The following is a 23765-nucleotide window of genomic DNA, read 5'->3' on the forward strand; positions in this document are numbered from 1 at the left end:
TTGAAAGTAAAGGATTTTATACATTCCTTTCCTCCCATATCCCTACCCCCCCCCCCCCCCCCCCCCCACGGTGACGGTCAGGCCGTGCGGGTGACCCGGTCCGTGTCGGGGGCGGGGGCGCGGACCGTCGTCTTGCGCGTACGAAGCATCCGCCGCCACTGCTCGGCGCTGTACTGCGCGGGCTCGGTGGTCGCGATGAAGTCTCGCAACACGGTCTCGAAGCGCCGGGGGTCGGTGCGGAACGGGAAGTGCCCGGCGTCCTCGAATATCTCCAGGCGGCTGCCGGGCATCGCCACATGGCCGAGCCCGGCGTGCGTGGACGGCACCACCTGGTCGCGGCCACCCCACACCAGCATTGTCGGCATGCCCTGGGCCAGATAGCAGCGGTCCAGCATCGTGCCGACCTGGCCGCGCCAGTCCACGACAGCCCGCAGAGTGCGGATGAAGGCGTTGCGGGAGATGCCGTCGGGCAGCGCGTCCACCACGCGCAGCAAATCCGGTGCGTCCACCCCGAGGCCGGTGTCCAGGAACTGCAACGCCTTGACAGCCAGGCCGACTTGGGCGCGCATCGTCGGCATCCGCAGCGCCGTCAGGAGCAGCCCCGCGCCAGGCAGCGTCGCCGCCCGCAGCAGCGGCGTGACCTGGCGGCTGATGCCCCCGGTGCCGACCAGCACGAGCCGTTCGCAGCGCTCGGGGAACTGGTAGGCGAACTGCATGGCGACTGCGCCGCCCAGCGAGTGCCCCACCAGTGTGACCCGCTCGATGCCCAGCACACCGAGCAGGTCCCGCATGCCGTTGGCGTAGGCGGCCAACGAGTAGTCCGCGCGCGGTTTGTCCGAGGCCCCGTGGCCCAGCAGGTCCGGGGCGATGACCCGGTAACTGCGGGCCAGGCCGGGCATGACGTCGCGCCAGGTGTCGGAGGAGTCGCCGATACCGTGGATCAGCAGGATGGCCCGGCCCTTGCCCGCCATCCGGAAGGCGCGTCGGTGCCCGTGCACGGTGCGGAAGCGCATCCGGATCTGGGAGCTGCCGGTCGGCGAGGTCATGGCGGTCAGGCCCCCTTGTGACCGCGGCGGTGGTGCCGCTCTCCCGGGTGCTCGCCTGGCAGCCGGGCCGGTCCCATGGGCCGGTGGTGAATGGTGGTCAGATCGGTCTCGGTCACCCCGAGCGAGGCCAGGGACAGCCAGGGGCGGACCGTGGCGGCGGGGCGCGCGGACGGTGCGACGTCAGTCATGGCGAGGCCTTTCGTCGATCGGTTCGGGTGTGGCGGACGTGTCGCGTGCGGCGGGCACTGCCAGTTCCTCGTCGGGGGCGCCCCTCAGTCGCATCCGCAGCAGGGACGAGAACAGCCAGCGGCGCATCGCGCCCAGGTGGGCGGGGGAACCGTGGACGTCGTCGAACTCCTTGAAACGGACGTCCTCGAGGCCGCGGCGCAGCAGCGCCGGGTCGCGGGCCGGGATGATCTCGTCCCGGCCGGACACCACGTACCGCACGGGAATGCGGACCCTTCGCAATTCATGGGGGGTGAGCGCGAACTCGCCGAGCAGTGAGCGCAGTTCGGCCTCGTCGGCGGTGTGGGTGAGGCGCTGCAGCGTGTCGACGGTGATGCGGGGCACCCGCGGCCACCACTGCTCGTCGGTGAAGAAGTCCGCGACGGGCGCACCCACGGTCAGGATCCGGCGGATCCTGCGGTCCTGGGCGGCCGCCCGCAGCGCCAGATGTCCGCTGAAGCTGAGGGCGAGCAGAGAAGTTTCGGTGACGCGCGCGCGGCCCGTCAGGCGGTCGAGGAGGCCTGTGAGCATGCGCCAGGAGTTGGGGGTGTATCGCAGGGTGTTCTCGCCGACTCCGGGCAGTTCGGTCACCACCGCGGCGAAGCCCAGCTTGCGCAGGAGCGGCAGCAGTGGCGCCCACTGTTCCTTGACGCTGACGATGCCGCCCATGACGATCAGCAGCGGTCGCGGCCGGCGCCCGTCCAGGCCGGCAGCCCAGGCGGTGAACGTGCCGTCGTCGGTGCTGAACTCGAGGCGCGCGATGCCCTGCTTCTCCTGCTGCCAGCGCTCGAAGGCCGTCACGCACAGCCGCTGGGCGAGGATCCGGTCGTCGTCGGCGGGGTACGGGAAGCGGGCCAAGGCGTAGTGCCGGCAGGCGTCCAAGAGGTCGCCGCGGGCCTCGGCGACCTTGCCGGCCGCGGTCCACTGGGCGGCCCAGGAGGCAGCGGCGCCCGCGGTGTCGTTGTCGATCCTGGCCAGCACCGCAGCCGCGTGGGCCGACTTCATGCCTTGGCCCCGGGCGTGCAGTCGCGCAAATTCCGTCAGCTCTTCGAGGTGGTCCATGGCTTCCCGTCCGTCGAGTCAGTGGATGGCGCCGTCGGGGCGCCGGATACCGAAGCCGACCGCCCGGTCCATGGCGATGTGCGTGGTCCAGCCCAGCCCCGCGAGCAGCAGCGGCCGGGACGTGGTGAGCACGCCCGCGGCGATCAGACCGGTGGCCAGTCGTGGGTCGTGGAGCGTGTTGTAGAGGCGGACGGTGTTCGGTGAGAGATGGCCGCGGGCTGGCGGCGACGTGGCCCCCTTGTGCAGGAACGCCAGGTCCGGTGCGGCGAGCGCGACCCAGAACGGCAGGCTCGCGACGCCGCCGACGGCGAGACCGGTACCGAAGGTGGCGGCTCCCACGGCGGCGCTGAGCATCCTCCCGCGGGGGCTGCGCCAGGTCCACCGGTCGGCGGGGGCGGCGGTGCCCGAGGGAGCGGGGGGTGTGCTGGTACGGGGAGCGGGGCGAGCGATCTCGAGGCCGGCTGTCATGCGGTGTCTCCTCTCGTGAGCGGGCCGCGATGTACGGCCGAGTCTTCTCGCAGAGGCTTGTGGCCCGCTTGTACGCGGCGGGCGCCACACAGCAAGGAGGCCGGGCAACAGCCCGGCCTCCTTGCTGTGTTCACCACCAGTCGTCCGGTTCCGGACCGTCCGCCTCGTCGTTATCGAGCACCACGGAGAGCGCGTCGACGATGCCGGCGTCCAGGGCGGTGTGCGCGGCCGTGTCGGCGGCGGCCCCGAACCCGGCGTCGCCGACTGCGACACTTACCACGTACGTGCCGTCGAGGGTGTACGTGCGGAACGTCCACTCGCCGTCCGAGCCGCGCTCCCCGTCCGGCTGAAGCACGTCCGTAGCGGTGCCGTCGGGCCGGAAGCCGAAATCGGTGAAGCGGAACTGCATGCCCAGGCCGATCGCCTTGCTGTACGCCTCTTTCAGTGTCCACAGTCGTACCAGCGCCGGATTGCGGTCCTGCTCCGGCATGGCCTCGATCTCCCGGACCTCGTGCGGGGTGCACAGGTGCCTGCCGAGACCGGGACCGTACAGCGTGCGGTCCGCGCGCTCGGCGTCCACGCCGATCACCCCGCCGGTGGCGAGGCCCACCAGAAGGAGTTCGTCGGTGTGGCTGAGGCTGATGTGCACTCCGTCGTAACCGCGCAGGAACGGCCGCCCGGATTGTGTGTAGCCCAGCTCCACTGAGGGCGGCGGCACGTTGAGCGCCGCTGCCGCCGCGAACTTGAGCAGCACCCGCGACGAGGCGAAGCGGGTCCGCACATCGGGGTGCGTCAGCTCGAGGAACCGGGCCCAGTCCCGGCCGAGCAGCGCCCGCAGCCGCGGCCCTCCGGCCCGCTCCGGACGCCAGTCGTCCAGGCGGGCGTAGAGGACCGCGGCCGCGTGCCGGTCCAGATCAGCTCTGACTGCCTGCCAGTTCCCGCCCGGTCCCGTGATGACGATCGGCTCCCCGAGTGTGCGCGGCGGGGGCGTGGCCCCTGGAGCCGTCATCGAAGGCCTCCATGGTGTGGTGAAGATCGGTCAGAAGGTCGGCCGCGGTTCCCCCGTCGATCACCCGGTGGTCGAAGGTGAGGCCGAGGCGCATCACCGGCGCGGCCACTATGGTGCCGTCCGCGCCGACCACGGGCCGCTGCGCGACGCGGCCCGCGCACAGCGTGACGGCGGTGCCGCCTGCCGAGTGGAAGCCGTCGACCGCGCCGTGCCCGAGCGAGCTGACGGAGACGGTGCCGAACACGCCTGGCCGCTTGCGGGCGTCGCGCAGCGCGGCGCCGAACGCGGCCCGGCCCACCGGCAGCGGCAGCCGCCCCAGCATCCGTACGCCCTTGAACTCGGGCAACCGCGCCGCGTCCTCCCCCCGGTACCGGTCGACCTGTTGCTGGATCTCGTGCAGCGAAGCCTGCTCCAGGCCGGGCAACAGGGCGGACAGCACGGCCCGTTCACCGTCCACGGGCCGGTCGAGGGCGAGCTTCGCGGTCACCGAGCGGAACCGTACGATTCGCGGTGCGCGCCACCGGCTCGGCCAGCCCGCCGCCATCACCGCGTTGGCCTCCGGGTGGCGGGCGAGCGCGCGGCCCGCGGCGTGCAGCAGATACGTCACGTACGAGTAGCGCAGCCCGTCGGCGCGGGCCTGCTCCCGGTGCTCCAGGATCCGCGTCATGTCGATGTCGGTGTCCAGGTGCACCGGGCGCTGCCTGTTCGCCCACTCCAGGAAGAACAGGGTGTGCCGGCGTCGCCGCTCGACGACGGTGTGCGCCCCGTGCGGCAATGGGCTGCTCATCCAGTCACCGCCAGGTTATAGATGCCTTTCAGGGATCTGGCCTCCAGGACCTTGCCGATGGGGACCGGACGGCCGGTTGCCAGTTCCAGGGCGGTGACCAGCTTGAGCAGATAGAGGGAGTCCCAGTCCGGCAGTTCGTCGAAGTCGGCGTGCACCTGCTCGGGTTCCAGGGGCATGCCGATCTCGTCGCGGACCAGCCTCGTGAAGTCGTCGATGCTGAAGGTGCTGGTGGTGTGGCTCATATCTTCTCCAGGGCGAAACCGGCTTTGATCCATTTGCTGGACTCGACGGCGACCGCGAGGGCCTTCTCGCCCACGCGCATCTGGTCGAGGAGCCCGGCGATCTGCAGGAAGGGCAGCGCGTTGCCGTTGTTGCCGGTGTCCGCGACACAGGAGACCTCGCGGGCCGTGGGCACCCCGAGTTCCTCGGTGATCTTGGCTGTCATCCGGCCGGACAGTTGTGGCGGCAGCAGATAGTCCAAGTCAGCTGCCTCCCAGTTGAGTTCACCGAGGAGCTCCCACAGGATCTCCACGGCCATCACTGGTACGCCATCCTCGATGGCCTTGTAGTCCTCGGTGAGAGCCTGCCGGTCGTCGTACCGATCGGCGAGGCCGAACCACTCGATGACCTGGCCGGCCTTGCGGCCCAGGCCGGTGAACCGATTGAGGACATGGCGCACCGCGACCCGCTGCCCGACCGGCTCGTCGGTGAGCACGGCCGCGCCCGCGCCGTCCCCGAAGAGCACGAAGTTGACGAGGTCGCTGGGGGCCGCGTCGGACAGGTCGCGCTGGACGTCGAGGTGCTTGCTGCACACGTCGCCGCCGATGACCAGGCCCTTGCGGTACTGGCCAGAGGCGATCATGGTCTGTGCGACGCTGAGCGCCTGCACGGCTCCCGCGCACCCCGACTGCAGCTGGAACGTGGGCACTTGGTCAAGCCCCAGCTGGTCGACGACGTTGTTGACGGTGGCAGGCATCAGGGTGTCAGGGGTCGCCGTGCCGAGGACGACGAAGTCGATGTCCGCAGGGTCCACCGCGCCGGCGTCCAGGGCCTTGCGGGCCGCACTCGCGCACAGGTCGGCGAGCGACCAGCGGACCTCACCGGTGGCCAGGTCGCGGGCGAAATGCCGAGTCTTCGTACCGATGAAGACCTCGATCCACTCTTCGTTGACGCCGAGCACCTTGGCGAGAGTGGCGTTGTCCACCGGGTCGCCCGGCAGGGCGGTGCCGATGGCGGCGAGGTGGGCGGTCGGGGCAGTCTCTTGCGGCGTCATGCCGTCCTCTCTTCCGTTCCGGGTGTGACGGCGTCGAGTTCGTGGAGGAAACTGACGAGGTCCCCGATGGTGGCGAGCCGCGGCAGCAGCTCCTGGACGGTCACCGACCCGAGACCGGTGAGGCGTTCCTCGAGGCGCGTCTTCAGCTCCATGACCATCACGGAGTCGAAACCGAGGTCTTCGTAGAGCCGCAGCTCGGGGCCGAGCTCGTCGGGGGCATACCCGCCGACCTGCCCGACGGCCTCGACCGCCGCGCGCACGACCGGCCCGTCGGCCCGGCCGTGGCTGGCGCCGAGCACGGCGACGGCCGGACGCACCGGCTCAGACGCCGGAGCAGCGGCCGGTGCCGTGGCCACCGGAGTCGCTGCGACCCCGGCCGTGGCGTGGCGAGACGGGGTGTGCGCGGCCCAGTAACGGTGCCGGCCGTTGAACGCGTACGGGGCGAGCGGCCGGCCGACCCGGTCGCGCGGCGCGTACACCGCGTCCCAGTCGGGGTCGACGCCACCGCAGTACAACTGGGCGAGCGCATCGGCCAGTTGGACGCCGCCGGCATCCTCGTCGGGGACCGGGACCACCTGCGCGGGCCCGGCGCCCAGGGTGCGCAGCATGCCCAGGAGCACCGGGCGTGGCCCGATCTCCACGGCGTGCGTGACGCCGTCGTCCAGCAGGGCGCGGGCCGCGTCCGCGTACAGCACCGGTGCGCTGATGTGCGCCACCCAGTACGCGGCGTCCAACGGCTCGTCCTCGAGCAGCCGCCCGTGCACCGTCGAGTAGACGGGGAGGCGCGGCACTGTGCCGCCCACCTCGTCGGCGACGGCGGCGAACTCCTCCAGCATCGGTTCCATGAGTGGTGAGTGGAAGGCGTGCGAGACCTGCAAGCGTCGAGTGCGCACGTCCTCGGCGGTCAGCTCCCGCTCGATGCGTTCCAGGGCGCCCAGATCGCCGGAGAGGACCGTGGCTCGCGCGCCGTTGACCGAGGCGATCCCGACCAGAGGCTCGTCCGCGATCCGTTCCGCCATCTCCTGGCGGGACGCCCGCACGGACAGCATGCCGCCGCCCTGCGGGAGCCGCTGCATCAGCGCGCCGCGCGCGGCGATCAGCCGGGCCGCCCCGTCCAGCGGCAGCGCCCCGGCGAGCACCGCCGCCGCGTACTCGCCGACGCTGTGCCCGAGCAGCGCCGATGGCGTCACGCCGAGCGCCTCCAGGGTGCGGCCGAGCGCGTACTCGACCGCGAACAGGGCGGGCTGGGTCCATTCGGTGCGGTGGACGTCCTTGTCGCCGTCCAGGACCAGATCGCGCACCGAGCGGCTGGTGTGCGGGGCAAGCGCCGCGCCCGCCTCGTCGAGGAAGCCGCGGTACAGCGCCGAGTCCCGGTACAGGCCCGCCGTCATCCGCGGGTACTGCGCGCCCTGCCCGGTGTACAGGAACGCCGTCTCGGGCCGGGCCGTCGGCTGCCCGGCGAGACGGGTCAGCAGGGCGTCGTCACCGGCCGCGGCCCGCAGCCGGTCCGCGAGCCGCCCGGTGTCCTCGGCGCCGACCGCGAACCGGTAGCGGTGCCCGGTCTTGACCCTGTTGCTGCTCCAGGCGAGCGCCCCCACCGATGTCCGGCCCCGCTCCATGGTGTCGGCCTGCGCGACCAGGTTGCGGCGCAGCGCGTCCGCGTCCGGCGCGGTCAGGGTGAACACGCTGGCGCCGATACCGCCCGTGTCGTCCGTGGGGCGCTGGGCGGGGGGCGGGGGGCTCTCCAGGATGGCGTGCGCGTTCGTGCCGCCCATGCCGAAGCTGCTCAGGCCCGCCACAACGCCCCGCGCGGGCAGCCGCAGTGGCGCCTTCAGCAGACGGATGCCGTGCTCGCGGAGCTTCAGGCCCGGGTTCTCCTTGGCCGCGTGCCGGCTCGCGGGAACCACCCGGTGGTGCAGGGAGAGCGCCACCTTGATGAGCCCGGCGATACCCGCCGCCCCCTCCGTGTGACCGAGGTTGCCCTTGACGGAGCCGAGCGCCAACGGCTTCCCGGTGCGCTGCGCGTGATGGTGGCCGAGCGCCTTGATCTCCATCATGTCGCCGAGCGCGGTCCCGGTGCCGTGGCCCTCGACGAAGGTGACGTCGGACGGTTCGACCCGAGCCCTGCGGTAGGCGGCGCCGAGCACCTCCTGCTGGGCCCAGCGGTTGGGCGCGGTGATGCCGTTGCTGCGCCCGTCCTGGTTGACGGCGGTGCCGCGGATCACCGCGTACACCCGCTGTCCGTCGGCGAGCGCGTCCTTCAGACGTCGCAGTACCACCACGCCGACGCCCTCGCCGCGGCCGATGCCGTCGGCCTGCGCGCTGAACGGCTTGCACCGGCCGTCCGGCGAGGAGAGCCCCGCCTGCGTGTAGAAGATCGACAGGGCCGGGGTCATCGCGACGTTCACGCCCCCCGCGAGCGCGATGTCGCACTCCTCGGACAGCAGGGCGTTCGTCGCCAGGTGCACGGCGACCAGCGACGACGAGCAGGCGGTGTCGACGGCGAGTGAGGGGCCCTTCAGATCGAGGTGGTACGAGATCCGGTTGGCGGTCATGCAGTAGCCGTTGCCCGAGCCGATCTGCGCGGTGACATGGTCGTAGTCGGTCAGGTGCAGTTGTGCCCACTCGTTGCCCATGATGCCGACGAACACGCCGGCCGACGAGCCCGCCAGGGACTGCGGGGCGAGCCCCGCGTCCTCGACGGCCCGCCAGGAGCACTGCAGCAGGAGCCGCTGCTGCGGGTCCATGGCCTGCGCCTCGCGCGGCGAGATGGTGAAGAACTCGTTGTCGAACGCGTCGGGGTCGCTGATGAAACCGCCCTTGGTGGTGTTGGTGCGGCCCGGGGCGCCGGACGCCGAGTGGAATTCCTCGGCGTTCCAGCGCAGCCGGGGCACCTCGCCGACCCCGTCGCCCGAGCGCATCAGCAGGTCCCAGTAGGCGCCGGTGTCCGGCGCCCCGGGGAACCTGCAGTCGATGCCGACGATGGCGATGGGTTCCATCAGCTGGCGCCGCCCTCTGCCGTGGCGAACTCCGCCAGCAGGTGGTCGGCGAGCGCCTGCACGGTCGGGTAGTCCCAGGCGGCCGTCGGCTCCATGACGAAGTCGAAGTCCTCCTCGATGTCACCGCACAGGCTGAACGCGGCCACCGAGTCGAGCCCGTACTCGGCCAGCGGCACGGTCGGGTCGATCTCGGCGGGCTGCCGCTTCAGGTACAGGGCGATCCGGTCGGACAACCAGGTGATCAGCGAGTCACGGGTGTGGCCTGTGAGCGAAGCGGGAGACGAAGCGGACACGGTGCACTCCTCGGCGAAGCGGTCGGAAATCGGTCGCAGGCGCGGTCAGCCGGCCAGCGGGGTGTCGTACAGGTCGTAGCTGCGGCGCTGCTCGAAGCGGCGCTGCACCTCGTCGTGGATGCGGGTGTCGACGGACGCCGGCAGGTCGGCGGGGCGCTGCCCCAGCCGTCCGGCGAGTCGGTGCAGCACCGCGGCGAGCCAGGCCGGGTCGGCGAGGAACGGGTCGGACCCGCCCTGCGCCTGTTGCCACACCCCGATCGCCGAGGCGGCGGCGAGCAGTACCGCGTACCGGTCGGCGAGGGCGAACGTGGCGGGGCTGGCCAGCGCCGTGCGGTCCTGTGGGGACAGCGCGAGCGAGGCCTCCTGCAGCTGGCGCAGCTCGTCCATCAGCTTCAGGGCGATGCCGTGCACGGCCCGCTCCTCGGGGGAGCCGGAGGGCAGCGTGTCGACGGCGGCGACCAGCGAGGCGGAGAGCCTGTCGCGGCCACTGGCCAGGGTCAGCCGCTCGAAGGCGATGCCCGGCAGGTCCTCGCGCTGCCGGAACAGGGTGGCCGGCGCGGGCTCCTCCGAGAACCACGACCGCCGCGCCAGGCGGGCGAGCTGCGGGATGATGGTGGCCTGGCAGGCTGCCGATCCCGCGTGCCCAAGGCTGAGCACCGGAAGGTCCCTGATGTGCTTCTGGAAGATGCCGAACTCGCCCTCGCGGACGTAGAACCGGGCGCCGAGCACGATCGACAGGTCGTGCATCGTCTCCGTGAGTATCTTCGGCAACAGGTACTTGGTGGCGGCGGCGTAGACGCTCGTCTCCTCGGGCAGCAGATGCACCGCCCGCGTCGCGGTCAGCGAGAGGCTGTCGCAGAGGAGCAGGTCGAGGAAGGCACCGGACAGGGTGGCCCGGGCGTGCGGGATGTCCATCACGGACTTGCGGTACAGCTCACGGCCGCGGGCGAACGACACCACCGTGCGCAACGCCGTGTCCGCCGCGCCGAGCGCCATGCCGGGCACTGCGCTGCGGGTGATCTGGAAGGCGCGCAGGGCCAGTTCAACGCCCTGGCCGACCTCGCCGACGAGCGAGTCGGCGTCCACCGGGGTGTCCTCGAAGTGCAGCCCCGACAGGTGGCAGCCGCGCACCCCGGTCGCGCTGTAGCGGGGCAGCACCCGGAAGGTGCCGGCGTCGACCGCGGAGCGTTCGGCGAGCACCACCGAGTGGCTGCGGCTGCCGGGCGCCGAGTCGGTGCGGCTGAACAGCACCCAGGCGTCGGCCCGGTCCGCGTTGTTGATGACCTGCTTCTCACCGGCCAGCAGGAAACCGCCGTCCGGCCCGGGCCGTGCCTCGAACTCATTGCGCACGAAGTCGTTGCCGTGCGCCAGCTCGTGGTACGCGACCGACACCTTGCCGCCGCCCAGCAGGATCCGGGCGAGCCGCTCGCGCTGCTCGGTGGAGCCGGCCGTCCACACATTGACACCCGCCATGAACGAGGTCACGCCGTAACCGAGACCGAGCGCCACGTCCCGGCGGAACACCTGCCGCATGACGCGCACCAGCGAGTCGATCCGATCGAGCCGGCCGCCGTACTCGCGCGGCACGAACTCCGCGTTCAGTACCGCCTCGTCGAGGATCCGCTCACCGGCCACCGGCATCTCACCGGCCTCGTCGGCTGCCAGCAGTCGGGCGTACGAGACCTCGTTGGCCTCGTCGTTGGGGTCGCCCAGGCGGCGTTCCAGCTCGGCCACCCGCGCGGCGACCTCGGCCTCCTGGTCGGTGACGGGCGCCTGGGACGCCCCGTGGGGTGGGGAACCGGTCAGCATGACGTCCTCTCGTTCTCACCGGCCGCCGCGGCGGCCTTCTCGCGTGCCGGGGCGGCCGGGGAGCGCTGTGCCAGCAGCGCGAACAGCCGTCCCGCGGACCGGGCCGCCCGCAGCTGGGCGAGCAGCTCCTCGTACGTGTCGTGCGCGGCGTCCCGTGGGGGGCCCGGGTCGAGCCGGACCAGGATGCGCTCCAGCGCGCCGTGCAGCCACAGACCGTCCTGCCACAGCGCGCCGACGGCCGGATCGGCGGCGAGCTCGTCCGCGTTCGCCGCCCACAGGCCCGTACAGACGGCGCCCGCGTAACACAGCGCGTAGCGGCGAGCCGTCTCGAAGGCGGCGGGCGGCACATCCGTCAGGACGTCCTGCTGCGCCGTCATCTCCTCATGCACCGCGTCGGTGGCGCCGAGCAGTCGGCGGGCCGCGTCGAGTGCCGGGCCGAGCGCCGGGTTCTGTCGCGCCTGCTCTTCGAGACTGGCCACCGACGCGCCGAGGCCCGCGATCACCCCACTGCCCCGCCGTGCGACGACGGACAGAGCCGTCGGGTCCAGCTCCGGCAGCGGCCCGCCCAGGTCATAGGCGGCGGCCGCGCCGGCTGTGTCGCCGGTCGCGCGACGGTGGCCGCGCCCCAGCGAACGGAACTGGTTCACCAGTGAGTTGAGGTTCACCAAGGTGTTGCCGTCGAACAGCCCCACGATCCTGTGGTCCCGTTCGAGCTTCTGGAACCGGCCGTGCGCGTGCACGTCCTTGAGAAAGGCGCGGGCACCGAGCAGCCGGGTCAGCTCGGTGAGTACCTCCTCGGTGCCGGTCGGCAGCAAGTATTTGGTGACCGCCGCGGTCAGGCTCATCTCGGCGGTCTGGGTGTGCACGGCCCGTGTGGCGAACAGCGCCAGCGCCTCGTGCAGCAGAACGTCGGCGGCGGCCTCGCCCAGCGTCCGGCGCGCCTTGGGAAGTTCCATCAGGCGCCTCCCGTACAGCTCGCGCTCCTCGGCGAAGTCCAGGGCGATGCGCAGCCCGTGGTCACCGGCGCCGAGCGAGAGCGCGGCGCACATGGTGCGGGTCAGCTGCAACGCCTTGATGACGGTCTCCACACCGCTGCCCTCGGCGCCGACCAGCGCGCCCGCCGGTACTTTCGCGCCGTCGAAGGCGATGCCGGAGATGTCGGCGCCGCGGATGCCGTGCGTGTGCACTTTCGGTAGATGCCGGTACGTGCGCTCGTCCAGCTCCCGCTTGTCGACGAGGAGTACGCTGAAGCCGCGCGGGCCGCCCGCCGGGTTCGTACGGGTGAGCAAGGAGATGAGCGAACCACGGGTGGCGTTGTTGATCAGCCACTTCTCGCCGCTCACCAGCCAGCCCCCGTCCGGGAGCCGGGGCGGCGTCTCGCCACTGACCTCACCGGCGAGCAGGTCGCTGCCGTGCGCCCGCTCGGTCAGGCCGAGGGAGACCGGGACGCCGGCGCGGATGTCGGCGCCGAGCCGTTGCGCCTGCTCGGCGCTGCCGGCCACCCAGACACAGACGCCGCCCAGGTACGTCTTGCCGTGGCCGATCGCGGTCGTCAGATCGCGCCGGGCCACGGTGCGGATGAGCTGCAGCAGCTGCTCGTAGTTGGTGAGCGCTCCGCCGTGCCGTTCCGGCACGTAGTAGTCGGACAGGCCCCACTCCTGGAGGCTTCGGCAGATGTCCGCAGGGAATTCCTCGGCGTCGTCGAGCGCGACGGTACGCGCGTACGAGAAGATCGCCTGCGGATCGTCGGGGTCGCCGAGGAAACGGTCGAGCTCCTCGGCCAGTCGGTACGGCGGATGTTCCATGTCAGGCCACCGTGTCCAGCGGACGCTCGATGGCGTCGGCGACCATTTCCCGCACGGCGGGCTCCAGCACCTCGTACAGGGGGGTGATCTGGCCTTTGAGGAACAGCTGCTTCATCAGCGTGCGCTGGATCTTGCCGCTGGTCGTCTTGCGGATCGTGCCCGGACGGACCAGGAGCACATTGCCCGCCGGGATGTTGAACTCGCGGCCAATGAAGGCCTGGATGCCGGTCGCGAGGGTGCGCAGATCGGTCGACAGCGCACTGGCACGCACCTCCTGGACGACGACCAGGTGCTCACGGTCAGTGGTCTCGACGGCGAACACCGAACCGGCGCCGATACCGAGCGCCTTGTCGGTGCCCTGCACGGCCCGCTCGATGTCCTGCGGGTACAGGTTCCGCCCGGCGAAGATGACCAGCTCCTTGAGGCGGCCGGTGACATACAGCTGGCCATCCTCCCGCACACCCAGGTCGCCGGTGCGCAGCCAGCCGCCCTCGTCCTGGCCGCCCTTGCCGTCCGCGATGGCCGCGTCGAAGATCTCCTTGTTGGTCAGTGGCCGCTGCCAGTAACCGGAGGCCACGGAGGCGCCCTTGGCCCAGATCTCGCCGACGCTGCCCTCGGGCTGCTCCTGGAACGTCTCGGTGTCCACGATCCGCACGTCGAAGTCCTCGCCCCTGACGATGCCGCTGCTGACCAGGGTGCGGCTGGGCGCCTGGTCGCGCGGGTCGGCGAGCCGGCCCGACTCCAGCGCCTCGGAGTCGACCGAGAGCACCACCGGACGGGTGCCGCGCGGGGTTCCGGAGACCAACAGGGTCGTCTCCGCCATGCCGTAGCAGGGAAAGAACGTCTCGGGTTTGAACCCTGCGGGGCCGAACCGCTCGGTGAAGGCGCGGATGGTCTCGACGCGGATCGGCTCGGCGCCGTTGCAGGCGGCCTGCCAGCTGGACAGGTCGAGCGTGGCCAGCTGCTCGTCCGTGACCCGGCGCAGACACAGGTCGTACGCGAAGTTGGGGCCGCCGCCGATGGTGACCTTGTAGTCGCCGATCATCTGCAGCCAGCGGTGCGGCCGCTTGAGGAATGACACTGGCGACATCAGGGCCGCTGAGCCGCCCAGGAACAGCGGCTGCAGGATGTGCCCGATCAGCCCCATGTCGTGGTAGAAGGGCAGCCAGCCGCCGAAGCGGGTGTTCGAGTCGGAACCGACGGAATTCTTGATGGCCTGCTCGTTGGCGAGCAGGTTGCGGTGCGAGACCATGACGCCCTTGGGCTCGCTGGTCGAGCCCGAAGTGTACTGCAGGAACGCCAGGTCATCACCGGTCAGTTCGGGCTCGTGCCACGCGGCCGGGTCGCCGTAGTCGTCGGCGTCGGTGGCCAGGCAGAGCACGTCGTGCATCTGCTCGGCGCGCAGCCAGGCCGATATCTCCGGGGCGCTGGTGGAGTCGGTGAGCACGGCACGGGCCTGCGCGTCCTGCAGGATGCTCGTGACCCGGGTGAAGTGATTGCCCTGCTCGGTGGGGAGCGGTGCGGGGACCGCGACGGCCCCGGCGTACAGGCAGCCGACGAAGGCCTTGACGAAGTCCAGGCCCGACGGGTACAGAAGCAGCACCTGCCGCCCTGTGGCGCCGTTCTCCTGGAGCCAGGAGCCGATCCGGCGGGCCTCCTGGTCGAGCCGCGCGTACGTCAGATGCTGCGGGACCGAGCCCTTGGCGTCGTTGGGCAGGAAGATGAAGGCGTCCTTGGGGCCGAGCGCGTCGGTGCGCGCCAATACCAGTTCCGTGAATGTGGGAAAGGATGTCAACGTCGTTCCCTGACCTCTCCAGGATCCGCTGGCGTTGCGCCGGCGAGGCTGCTTGGGCAAGGGTGATGCTCCGACGGCCCCCTAAGGCGACGCTTGTGCGAGACGGAGACGCCCTGGGGCTCGGACCACCGAGCGGATAGCGTGACAGCACGTGTCTGCGGCGGCCCGCTCCGGGGTCGCGGAAGGAGAACCGCTGGTGCGCCGAATCTCTACAGAGGTCGTGATCGACGCCTCTCCCTACGAGGTCTGGGCCGTGCTCACCGATTTCGAGCGCTTCCCTGAGTGGAACCCCTTCATCGTCAAGGCGGTGGGGCGCGTCGAGCCGGGGCACCAGCTCGACCTCACTTTCAGGCAGGCCAACGGCCGGCACTTGGGTATCCGGCCCACCGTGCTGGTGGCCGAGCCCGGACGGCTGCTGCGCTGGCGCGGCCGACTGCTGCTGCCGGGCATCTTCGACGGAGAACACTCCTTCGAGCTGACCGAGCGGCCCGGCGGCGGCACGCTCCTGGTGCAGGCCGAGTCGTTCTCCGGCCTGCTGGTGCCGTTCACACAGAAGATCATCCGGCAGACGGTGGGTCGCTTCACGGACCTCAACGACGGGCTGCGAACCCGGGTCGAATCCGGCGTCGGGGGCCGTCCCCGTGCGGAAGACAGCTGACGCGGCAATGACCTGGCGCCCGCCCCGGGGGATGGGCGGGCGCCAGGAGTCGGTGGGGCGCGGGACGTAGTGGGAGAGCCGGTACCGTCTCGCTCAGTCGCCGAGATCGGTGTCGAGGGCCAGATGTCCGGGCACCGGCGTGATACTGGTCAGATCGTGTGTGAACGCCAGCTCACCGTCGGGCCCTTCGGTACTGGCCGTGAAGCCGAGCGACGGGTAGAAGTCGCGGACCCGGTGGTTCTTGGCGGTGGGCCGGTAGCGGGCGCGCACGGCCGTGGCGCCGGTGTCCCGGGCGTACGCGAGGACCGAGGACAGGGTCGCCTGCTCGATGCCCCGGGCGAAGACGCGGCAGCTGAGTAGCATGTTGTCGACATGCAGCACGTCGCCTTCCCGGTGGGCGAAGACCGCCCCGACGACACCGTTGTCGCCGAACCGGTCCCGGGTGCGCACAGCGAGGACCAGGTGGTTCGGGTCCTCGCGCCGCTGTTGCACCTCGGCCTGCTGCAGCCGCAGCGTGGTGAGGTTGAACTGGTTGGTCCGCAGCGTGATCTGGGCGATCCTGGCCACCTCGTGATCGCGTACGGCGGAGATCTCCAGGCGGATGTTCAGCGCTCGCAGATACTCCTCCATCGAACCGGATGCGGCCTCGAGATCCTGCCGCTCGGCCTCGGCACGGTACTGCTGGGCACGCAGCCGGTCCTCCGCGGTCAGGCTCCGCACGTCGAACCAGCCGTCCGCGAGCAGCCGGTCCACGTGCAGCGCCGGCTCGTCGTCGAGCTGCACCACGGCGACCTCCGGCAGTGACACGTTCACCAGACCGCACTCGAACGGCGAGTCGTCGGCGAAGACGAAACTGTCGACGCCCAGGTTCAGCCGCGCCGCGATGTCCCGTAGGTTTCCGTGCTTGGGCTCCCAGTTGGCGTTGATCCGGGCGAAGTTGCTCTCACGCAGCACCATGTCCGGGTGGTCGCGCAGCGTGCTCAGGACGAGCTCCTTGTCGTTCTTGCTGCTCACCGCGAGCAGCACGCCCTGCGCGCCGATCTGCTTGACGATCTTCTGGAACCGGCCGAACGCCTCGCCGCGGTAGGTGGTGGCGGCCGCGATACCGTCGGGGCCGTCGTCCCCCAGAATTCCGTCCCACAAGGTGTTGTCAAGATCCACCACGAGAACCTTCTTCGCCCGGCCGTGCAGCGCCCGGCCCAGATGGGCGACCTCCTGGGCGTAGCGGCCCAGGAGCTCCTCGCCGAGGTGGACCTTGGCGTAGCAGGCGAGCCGGGGGTCGCGCACCGGCCCCGACTCGGCGACCAGAACGTCGAGGTCGACCACGTGAAGCCGTGGATGGGCGGCCGCGAGGCGCAACAGCCCGGCGTTGAACTCCCGCCAGGATGCCGATAGTTCGGCCCGGCTCGCATGGTCCAACAGCTGGCGTGTGTGGGTGGCGAGCAGCGGCAGGGTGTTGAGCACGAGAGTGCCGGGCCCGTGTTCGCCGTACCGGGCCACCAGCGCGGTCAGCTGCTTCAATCTGGCTTCCAGAGCCGCGACCGCATCCGTCGCGGTCCACGGCAGCGGCAGCTCGTCGAAGACGATTTGTGCGTCCAGAACGCATAGGGCTAGCGCGGTCTCTGGCTCGTACAGCGGGCTCGCGGGGTCCTGCAGGTCCCGCAACCACGCGTCGTACTCGGGCTCGTCGATCCGTACGGGTATGCCGTGCCGTGCGAACTGGGCGGTCAGCGCCGGCGACAGAGCGTCCAGCATGCCGTGCCCCGTCACCGCCACCCGGAGAGGTGTCGCCTGCGGGTGCCGCTGCACGATCTGGTCCGGGGCGGTGCGCGCCAGCAACCGCCCCGCGCGTGCCAACGCAGCGAAGTCGGCCTTGGGCACGCAGAGTTCGTTTAGCAGAGGGCCGATCTCCGAGTAGGCGTCCGCGATGCGGCCCCCCTGGTGCAGGGCGCGCAGCCGGTCCAGCGGCCCGAGGGGGGTGGCCTCGTCGGTCGTCACTGCTTGGGTCACGTCTGTCTTCTCCTGTCGATGCGGACCGGTGCCGGTTGCCGGGTCAGTGCCGCAGCAGCCAGGCGATCCGGTCGAGGGACGCGGCGTGGTAGGCGACGAGGACCGCGGTGAGCACCACGGCCTGGGTGCGGGCGCCGGCCGCGTACAGCGCGCTGGCGCCTCCGAAGAACACGGCGAGTTCGAGGAGAAGCCGCACGCCTCCCGCCGTCGCGACGACGGCCTCGCCATTGCGCGACGCGTCACCCGGCGTGGCGAACACGCCCCAGACGACGGCCACCAGAAGCGGTGCAGCGGCCACCGTGAAGTACCGCGGCACGCCGGGGGTCGCCTTCCAGGCCCAGTAGCCGAAGCAGACGAGGGCCGTCACCTCAAGCACGAACCTGAGGGCGAGCATGGCCGGGTGGTAGCCGATTCCCGTGGTCATCCGAATCCTGCTCTTTCCATGTGATGCGCTGTCGGGCCCGTGCGGGACCGTCGGTGTCCGGCTGGTCACCAGGCGACCGGAAGGCTGGTCACTCCGTGCACCAACCTTCCCTCGGGCCTGGGCAGTTCATCCTTGTCGGCGGCCAGCCGCAGGTTCGGGAAGCGGCGCAGTAGGGTGCCGACCGCGATCTGCAGCTCGGCGCGGGCGAGACCGGAGCCCAGGCAGTAGTGGGTGCCCTGGCCGAACGTCAGATGGGGGTTGACCTCGCGGTCGATGTCCAGGACGTCGGCGTTTGTGAACTGGCAGGCGTCTCGGTTCGCGGAGCCGAGCGAGGGCAACACCGCGCTGCCGGCCGGTACCACGGTGCCGCTCAGCTCCACGTCCTCCAGGGCGATCCGCAGCAGCGCCTCGTCGCCCGGCGGGTACATCCGCAGCAGCTCCTCGGTGGCCCGCCCGATCCGCTCCGGGTCCTCGCGGACCGCGGCCAGCTCCTCAGGGTGGGTGAGCAGCGCCAGGACGCTGTTGCCGATCTGGTTGACGGTCGTCTCGTGACCGGCGACGAGCAGCGAGATCCCCAGGAAGATCAGCTCCTGCTCGTCCAGGCGCCCTTCGTCCGTGTCATGGATCGACACCAGCGCCGACAGCAGGTCGGAGCCCGGGTTCGCGCGCTTGAGCGCGACCTGCTCGGCCAGATAGTCGCGGAGCGCCACCTGCGAGGCGAGCACCTCCTCGGCCGGCAGCGACCCGGCGGCCAGGAACGTCGCCGACCAGGATCCGAACTTCTCCCGGTCCTCGAAGGGCACCCCGAGCAGCTCACAGATCATCGTGACCGGCAGGGGGAAGGCCAGCGCCGGGATCAGGTCCGCGGGCGAGCCGGACGCCTCCATCGCGTCCAGGAAACGGTCGGTGTGCTCCTGGATCCGCGGTCGCAGCTCGTTGACCCGGCGCGCGGTGAACTCCCGTGACACGAGCTTGCGTACCCGGGTGTGTTCGGGCGCGTCCATGTTCAACAGGCTGCGGAAGTTCTGGGTCGCCTTGCCCATGCGCGGCGCGTCGGGCCGAGTGGTGGCGGCGCGGCTGAAGCGGGCGTCGGACAGCACCGTGCGCACGTCTTCGTAGGTCGTGACCAGGTATGCCGGGTCGCCGCTCGGCATACGGACCTGCTGCACCGGGGACGTGGCGCGCAGTCGCGCGTAGTGCGGGCAGGGCTCGAGCGGTGAGGTCCGGGGGAACGGATAGCCGAGAGCCTCTCCGGCCTCCTGCGTAGTGGACTTCACGAGTTGCTCGGTCATGAGCGCTGTCCTCCTGTGTGGGACGGGGAAACGGAACGGTCGGCCAGGTCCAGCAGGGTGCGGCCCTGACCGACCGACTGCTGCAGCTGGTAATAGACGCCGGAGAGGATTCGGCGCTTGAGCAGGTCGCTGGCGGAGACGGCTCGGTAGGCCGCGCGGCGCAGCGCGACGGCGGGCGGTGAGGCCAGCGAGAACGCCTTCTCCTGGCGCAGTTGCAGACCGCGCGCTGTGGCGACGGAGGCCTCGCGGGCGCCCTGGAACGCGGCACAGGCCCGGTCGAGCCGTGTCCCCGGCGCGCCGGGGCGCGCCAGGGCCCGCGCGACGAGCGGGGCGAGCGTCACCGCGTCGATAATGGCGTGGTTGACGCCCTGCCCAAGGACCGGCGTCAGCGTGTGCGCCGCGTCCCCGATCAGTGCCACGCCCGGCCGCCACCACGTGGGCACGACGGTGGTGAAGATGTCCAGCATGGTGGTCTCGGACCAGCTGGTGACGTGCTCGCGCACGCCAGGACCGGCCTGCGGGGCCAGCTCGTCGATACGGGCGTGCAGCGCCTCGATGCCCTGGGCGCGCAGCTCCCGCAGGCCGCCCTTGGGGATGTTGAAGCCGATCCGCACCAGGTCCGGTACCGTGGGGATGAACAGGCCGTGCCGGTCGCCGAGGATGCGGACCCGATAGGTGTGCAGGTCCCAGACAGCGGGCATCGGCGCCTTGAACCACACGAAGTCGCGCTCCAGCGGGATCTTCGTGTAGGCGATGCGCGCCATCTCCCGGACCTTGCTGAACCGGCCGTCGGCTGCGACGGTCAGCGCCGCCTCGATCTCCACAGGGCCGTCCGGCAGTTGGGCCACCACACCAGTGGTCCGGCCGCCCTCCTCCAGCAGCCGTACGGCTTTGGCACGCCGCAGCATGCGGAACGACGGCAGGGTGTCCGCCTCTGCGGCGAGCGCCTCCAGCAGCGGCGGCTGCGGCAGCTCCATCGGGTAGGGGGACGGCTGCCGGAACGCTGAGAAGTCGGCGGACAGTACGGTGCGTCCGGCGTCCACGACCTCCATACGCCGGGTCACAAGGGTCTGGTCCTCGACCTTGTCGAGGATGCCGAGCCGGCGCAGCAGCCACACCGAGTCGGGTGAGATGGACTCGCCTCGGAACGACCGGTCGAAGTGAGCGCTCTGTTCGACGACCACGACCTCGACGCCGCGCCGGGCCAGTTCCAGGGCGAGCGTCAAGCCGGCCGGACCGCCCCCGACGACGCACACCTGCGCGGACACTGCCGCAGCCATGGCTTCCCCTTCCTGCCTGTTCCCGCCTGCTGTTCACGTCCTGCTGTCCGAACGGCCCCACCGTGCACCAGCCCCCTAAAGGCCCCCTTGCACCGCCGTCCGCAACCTCGGATGGCCACCGGCTTCAGCGCCGCACAAGAGAGCGCGGGCACCCTGCTGCGACATACCGTGCCGTGCCCATGTGCGGCAGCCGCGCGGTCCACCCCTGTATCCAGCCTTGGCCGGTCCCCCCGGCCCGGCGTGCGAGGAGACCCCCCATGAACACCGACTCGGCCGTAACCGCCCCACCGGATCCTCGGCGTTGGTGGGTGCTCGGAGTCATTTCACTTGCCCAGTTCGTGATCGCCATCGACTCGTCCGTGGTCAACGTGATGGGCCCGCGGCTGAAGGAAGCCATCGGCCTGTCCACGACCGGACTGCAGTGGGTCATGAACATCTACGTCCTCCTCTTTGGAGGGCTCCTGCTGCTCGGCGGCCGACTGGCCGATGTCATCGGCCGCCGCGTGATCTTCCTGACCGGCGTGGCCCTGTTCACGCTCGCCTCGCTGGGCGCGGGCCTCGCCGAATCCGAAGGCGCGCTGCTGACGGCGCGCGCACTGCAGGGGATCGGCGCGGCAGCGCTCTCGCCGGCCTCGCTCTCCATCCTGGTGACGGTGTTCCCGGACGCCAAGGAACGGGCGAAGGCGTTCGGCGTGTGGGGCGCGGTCATCGGGATCGGCGCCGGCATCGGCACCATCCTGGGCGGCGCCATTGTCGACGCCGACTGGCGGTGGGCGTTCTGGATCAACGTGCCGGTCGGGCTGATCGTCGGCGCGGCCGCTGTCGCCCTCATCAAGCTGCCCCGGCCGTCGGGTGAGCGTCCGCCCAAGGACCTGGCGGGTGCAGTAACGGCCACCGGCGGACTGCTGCTGCTCGTGTACGGGACCGTGACCAGCAGCGACCGCGGATGGACGGACTGGCGGACCTTCGGCTCGCTGGCTGCGGCCGTGGCGCTGCTCGTCGCCTTCGTCGTCGTGGAGCGTCGCAGCGCCGCACCGCTCGTGCCGCTGCGGCTGTTCCGGACGCGGTCCGTGGTGGCCGGTGGCCTCGGGGAGTTCCTCACTGCGGCCATGATGATGCCGATCTTCTTCCTGCTGCCGCTGTGGATGCAGGGAGTGCTCGGGTACAGCCCCTTGCAGACCGGCCTTGCGTATCTGCCGGTGACTATCGCCTTCATGGTCCTCGCGCCGCTCGCGTCGAACCTGATCGGGCGAACCGGACCGCAGAAGATGTATCTGACCGGTGCCGTCGCGTTCGCCGCGACGCTCGCCATGCTGACCCGGATGCCGGTGCACAGCGGCTACTGGCAGTTCCTTCTGCCCGTCACGGCGCTGTTCGGCGTGGCGCTCGTGTGCTGCCTCATTCCCACACCCATGGTGGGCACCTCCGAGGCCACCGACGAGGACGCGGGCACAACGTCGGCGCTGCTCAACGCCTCGACGCAGATCGGCGCCGCATTCGGTATCGCCATCAGCGTCACGGTGCTCAACAACCGGGTCGCCTCGCAGACAGCCGCGGGTGCCGGCCCGCATGTCGCGTTCGTGCACGGACTGCAGGCGGCCTTCACCGTCCTGTTGGTCTTCCTGGCGCTGTCCGTGGTCAACGGTCTCTTCGGGTTCCGGCGCGGTGTGATCGTGCCGCCGGACGCCGCCGATGCCGCCGCCGACGCGGCCCCGGCTCCGACCGTCCCTGCTCCTGCGCACGTCCAGGAGACCGGCGCCGTGCGGGAGCCCCGCCCGGAACGGGTCGGCGGCTGACCCCAGACAGATACAACCAGGGACCGGGACGGTGCCCGCCGCCACGTCAGAGCCCGAGGGCCTGCCCGCCGAACCTACCCAGCTCCGTCAGCCGCAGGACCACGTTCTGCGCGACGGAGCTCGCGGCGTCCGAGAGCGGATGGCCGGAAGCGATGCGGTAGCGCACCGGAAGCACGGTCGCGCGGTGCTGGGCCAGGGCCGGCGCCACGGTGCGGATGCCGCGCTCGTCCTCGACGACGGCGCACAGGCGGTGGGTGCCCGAGAGCTCGGCGAGCCCGTGCGGAAGCGGCACAAGCTGGACCGGGTCGACGACCGTGGCCACGACGCCGTGCTCCGCGAGCAGCTCGGCTGCGGCGAGACACACCCCGGCCGACGCCCCGACGGACACGATGAGGACGTCGCGGTGCCCGCCGGGGCCGGCGTAGAGGACGTCGACGCCCTGCTCCTGGGAGAGGGCGTCGACGTCGGGTGCGGCGGAGCCGCGGGGAACGTACAGCACCGTGGGCGCGTCGTCGCGGGCGAGCGCGCGGTCCAGCTCGGCGCGCAGCCGGGAGCCGTCGCGCGGGTTGGCGCAGCGCAGCCCGGGGACCGGCGCGGACAGGACCGTCGAGTCCCCGCCCTCGGGCGGGCCTGCCTCGCGGTAGATCAGGGTAGCCCCGCACGACGGCCGCATGCGGTCCGGCACGAGCTGCCCCAGAACCTGCCCCAGCAAGCCGTCCGGCACCGTCAGCACCGGGTGTAGCCCGCCGGCGGCCAGACCGGTGGCGCGGACAGCGGAGAGCCGGGGGCCGTGCGAGCAGTCGACCACCCGGTCCGGGTAACGGTCGGCGAACAGCGCCAACTCATCGGCCGGCCGGGCCGTCGCCCGGACGGCCACGGCCTCCGGATGCCGCATGCCGGCCCGCGCGAGTTCTGTGGCGAGGAGCGAGGTCCATGATCGGTCGCCCGTGGTGGGCCGTGGCACGCTCTCCTCGGCCGCCCGCGTCATGCTGTGCACGACCACGGGGCGGCCCGCCGACCCGGCGGTACGCAGGGCAGCCTCCAATCGTGCGGTGCTCCGGCCGTCGACCACCTCGTACGGGCTCGGACGCAGGCCCGCGGGGACCGCCGCGGCCAGTGGATCCAGGCGCTCGAGCAGCCCCCGGCCGGCCGCGCGCAGCGGGCTGGCCAGCGGCCCCCCGAGCGTGCGGGCGTGCCGCAGGACGGCCGCACCGGGCCAGGAGCCGTCGGGCGCTAGCGGCTGCCCGCCGTCGGTAAGGACGACGACTACCAGGCGCAGCCCCGATTCGGCGGCCAGGCCGCGCAGGGTGGCGCCGTCCGCCACGGTTGAGGCGTTCACGACCGCGACCACATGTTCGGGGCGGCCGCGTAGCCGCAGGGCCCGGGCCGTCCCCTCCGCGTACGCGAGGGCCGCGCCGTCCGCGTGCCCGGCACGATCGGCCTGCACGACGGATCCGGTGTGCCGTGCGGCCCCGCCAGCAGTGGAATCCGGGGCCAGGAGCCGGTACGGGCGCGCGAGAGCCTCGTCCTCCCACACCACATGGTCGCGCTGGGCGTCGAAGACACGGTGCAGGGCGATGGCCAGCTCTGCTGTTCCGGGGCGGCCGCCCGCCGCGGCGCAAAGTTCGGCGGCGAGCTGGGAGAGGCGCTGTGGGGCAAGTGCGCGTACGTCGTGGGGGCCGTGCACTTCGGCGAGCAGTGGCGTGTGGGTCTGCGCTGTCGGTGACAAGGCAC

20 protein-coding genes are annotated in these 23765 nt (G+C 71.4%); 2 read left to right on the forward strand and 18 right to left on the reverse strand.

The genetic code is table 11. The annotated features are described in order from the left end of the window. Positions 1-77: 77 nt before the first annotated feature. The 13 genes from ACTYVM_RS31280 to ACTYVM_RS31340 all read right to left on the reverse strand — a co-directional run bounded on the left by ACTYVM_RS31280 (position 78) and on the right by ACTYVM_RS31340 (position 14538). Complete coding sequence (locus ACTYVM_RS31280) at positions 78-1046, reverse strand: alpha/beta fold hydrolase (protein WP_445529203.1); 969 nt, start codon at positions 1044-1046, stop codon at positions 78-80. A 5-nt stretch (positions 1047-1051) separates the two neighbouring features. Beyond that, complete coding sequence (locus ACTYVM_RS31285; RefSeq protein WP_445529204.1) at positions 1052-1234, reverse strand: hypothetical protein; 183 nt, start codon at positions 1232-1234, stop codon at positions 1052-1054. Continuing rightward, positions 1227-2333, reverse strand: a complete 1107-nt coding sequence (locus ACTYVM_RS31290) for an alpha/beta fold hydrolase (protein WP_445529205.1) — start codon at positions 2331-2333, stop codon at positions 1227-1229. Before ACTYVM_RS31290 ends, ACTYVM_RS31285 begins: the two co-directional genes overlap by 8 nt. Before the next feature lie 18 nt (positions 2334-2351). Then, complete coding sequence (locus ACTYVM_RS31295; RefSeq protein WP_445529206.1) at positions 2352-2801, reverse strand: DUF4260 family protein; 450 nt, start codon at positions 2799-2801, stop codon at positions 2352-2354. Between the two features lie 130 nt (positions 2802-2931). Continuing rightward, entirely contained in the window at positions 2932-3810 is an 879-nt protein-coding gene (locus tag ACTYVM_RS31300; RefSeq protein ID WP_445529207.1) for a 4'-phosphopantetheinyl transferase family protein, read from the reverse strand. Beyond that, the gene (locus ACTYVM_RS31305; RefSeq protein ID WP_445529208.1) at positions 3716-4597 is read right to left on the reverse strand and encodes a 2-oxo acid dehydrogenase subunit E2; all 882 of its coding nucleotides are present in this window, start codon (positions 4595-4597) and stop codon (positions 3716-3718) included. The genes ACTYVM_RS31300 and ACTYVM_RS31305 overlap by 95 nt, the downstream gene beginning before the upstream one ends. Beyond that, on the reverse strand, positions 4594-4839 hold the full coding sequence (locus tag ACTYVM_RS31310) for an acyl carrier protein (protein WP_445529209.1): 246 nt from the start codon (positions 4837-4839) through the stop codon (positions 4594-4596). Before ACTYVM_RS31310 ends, ACTYVM_RS31305 begins: the two co-directional genes overlap by 4 nt. After that, entirely contained in the window at positions 4836-5870 is a 1035-nt protein-coding gene (locus tag ACTYVM_RS31315) for a 3-oxoacyl-ACP synthase III family protein (protein WP_445529210.1), read from the reverse strand. The genes ACTYVM_RS31310 and ACTYVM_RS31315 overlap by 4 nt, the downstream gene beginning before the upstream one ends. After that, a complete protein-coding gene (locus tag ACTYVM_RS31320) occupies positions 5867-8869 on the reverse strand; it encodes a type I polyketide synthase (protein ID WP_445529211.1) in 3003 nt (1000 codons plus the stop codon). The genes ACTYVM_RS31315 and ACTYVM_RS31320 overlap by 4 nt, the downstream gene beginning before the upstream one ends. Continuing rightward, entirely contained in the window at positions 8869-9162 is a 294-nt protein-coding gene (locus ACTYVM_RS31325; protein WP_445529212.1) for an acyl carrier protein, read from the reverse strand. Before ACTYVM_RS31325 ends, ACTYVM_RS31320 begins: the two co-directional genes overlap by 1 nt. 45 nt (positions 9163-9207) lie before the next feature. After that, positions 9208-10971, reverse strand: coding sequence for an acyl-CoA dehydrogenase family protein (locus tag ACTYVM_RS31330; RefSeq protein ID WP_445529213.1), 1764 nt, complete (start codon positions 10969-10971; stop codon positions 9208-9210). After that, the gene (locus tag ACTYVM_RS31335) at positions 10965-12776 is read right to left on the reverse strand and encodes an acyl-CoA dehydrogenase family protein (protein WP_445529214.1); all 1812 of its coding nucleotides are present in this window, start codon (positions 12774-12776) and stop codon (positions 10965-10967) included. The genes ACTYVM_RS31330 and ACTYVM_RS31335 overlap by 7 nt, the downstream gene beginning before the upstream one ends. Before the next feature lies 1 nt (position 12777). Continuing rightward, complete coding sequence (locus ACTYVM_RS31340) at positions 12778-14538, reverse strand: fatty acyl-AMP ligase (RefSeq protein WP_445529215.1); 1761 nt, start codon at positions 14536-14538, stop codon at positions 12778-12780. Positions 14539-14767: 229 nt separating this feature from the next. On the opposite strand from ACTYVM_RS31340, the gene ACTYVM_RS31345 reads away from it, so the two are divergent. Beyond that, positions 14768-15229, forward strand: coding sequence for an SRPBCC family protein (locus tag ACTYVM_RS31345; RefSeq protein ID WP_445529216.1), 462 nt, complete (start codon positions 14768-14770; stop codon positions 15227-15229). A 93-nt stretch (positions 15230-15322) separates the two neighbouring features. On the opposite strand, the gene ACTYVM_RS31350 is transcribed toward ACTYVM_RS31345, so the two are convergent. The 4 genes from ACTYVM_RS31350 to ACTYVM_RS31365 form a co-directional block, all read right to left on the reverse strand. Further along, entirely contained in the window at positions 15323-17239 is a 1917-nt protein-coding gene (locus ACTYVM_RS31350; protein ID WP_445529217.1) for an HAD-IIIC family phosphatase, read from the reverse strand. 43 nt (positions 17240-17282) lie between these two features. Next, the gene (locus ACTYVM_RS31355) at positions 17283-17663 is read right to left on the reverse strand and encodes a YrdB family protein (RefSeq protein WP_445529218.1); all 381 of its coding nucleotides are present in this window, start codon (positions 17661-17663) and stop codon (positions 17283-17285) included. Between the two features lie 65 nt (positions 17664-17728). Further along, positions 17729-18955: a cytochrome P450 gene (locus ACTYVM_RS31360; protein ID WP_445529219.1), complete on the reverse strand. Its 1227-nt coding sequence runs from the start codon at positions 18953-18955 to the stop codon at positions 17729-17731. Then, a complete protein-coding gene (locus ACTYVM_RS31365; RefSeq protein ID WP_445529220.1) occupies positions 18952-20235 on the reverse strand; it encodes an FAD-dependent oxidoreductase in 1284 nt (427 codons plus the stop codon). The genes ACTYVM_RS31360 and ACTYVM_RS31365 overlap by 4 nt, the downstream gene beginning before the upstream one ends. A 257-nt stretch (positions 20236-20492) precedes the next feature. On the opposite strand from ACTYVM_RS31365, the gene ACTYVM_RS31370 reads away from it, so the two are divergent. Then, positions 20493-22031: an MFS transporter gene (locus ACTYVM_RS31370; protein WP_445529221.1), complete on the forward strand. Its 1539-nt coding sequence runs from the start codon at positions 20493-20495 to the stop codon at positions 22029-22031. A 46-nt stretch (positions 22032-22077) separates the two neighbouring features. Here ACTYVM_RS31370 and ACTYVM_RS31375 read toward each other — a convergent pair whose 3' ends face one another. Next, positions 22078-23760, reverse strand: a complete 1683-nt coding sequence (locus ACTYVM_RS31375; RefSeq protein ID WP_445529222.1) for a 1-deoxy-D-xylulose-5-phosphate synthase N-terminal domain-containing protein — start codon at positions 23758-23760, stop codon at positions 22078-22080. Positions 23761-23765 lie beyond the last annotated feature (5 nt).

It is taken from the genome of Streptomyces cyslabdanicus (genome assembly GCF_052663305.1).